The sequence below is a fragment of the Bacillus sp. LR--39 genome, from assembly GCF_053613335.1.
Genome location: NZ_JBSIOT010001386.1, coordinates 1 through 557 on the forward strand (window position 1 = coordinate 1; position 557 = coordinate 557).

Genomic DNA, 557 nt, shown 5'->3' on the forward strand with positions numbered 1-557 from the left:
GGGATTAATGAAATGCCCAAACACATATCCAATCCCCTGGTGCGCCGCGCGTCTTGCGCTGTTTTCACCAAGACCAAGCACCCATAGCTCGGGTGCCGTGCCAATAAGGGGCGCCGCTTTGATTCCGGCATACGGATGGTCGGGAGGAAGGGAATCTGTTAGAAAATAAGAGACATCCTGCAGCTGTCTGTTAAATTCGGTTAAGCTTTTTTTCACCCCGTCCGTTAACGCAATCCTGGTTTTTGTCGTGCCGCCGGGGGAACGGCCGACGCCGAGGTCAATCCGGTTTGGATACAGGGCTTCAAGCTGGCGAAAGGTTTCAGCCACTTTAAATGGGCTGTATTGGGGCAGAAGCACGCCGCCTGATCCGACACGAATAGTGTTTGTCTGTGCTGCGATGCGGGCGATCATGATTTCAGGCGCTGTGCTTGCCAGTCCTTTCGTGCTGTGATGCTCGGCAAACCAATAACGCTTATAGCCCCACTCTTCGCTTAATTGGGCAAGCTCAACCGAATGCTGGAGAGTTGTCACAGGGCTTTCTCCTTTAGAAACAGGTG

At 53.1% G+C, this 557-nt stretch carries 1 protein-coding gene; it reads right to left on the reverse strand.

What is annotated here, in order from left to right:
* On the reverse strand, positions 1-557 hold a 557-nt coding region (locus ACWHAR_RS30650), incomplete at both ends, for an MsnO8 family LLM class oxidoreductase (protein ID WP_452088881.1).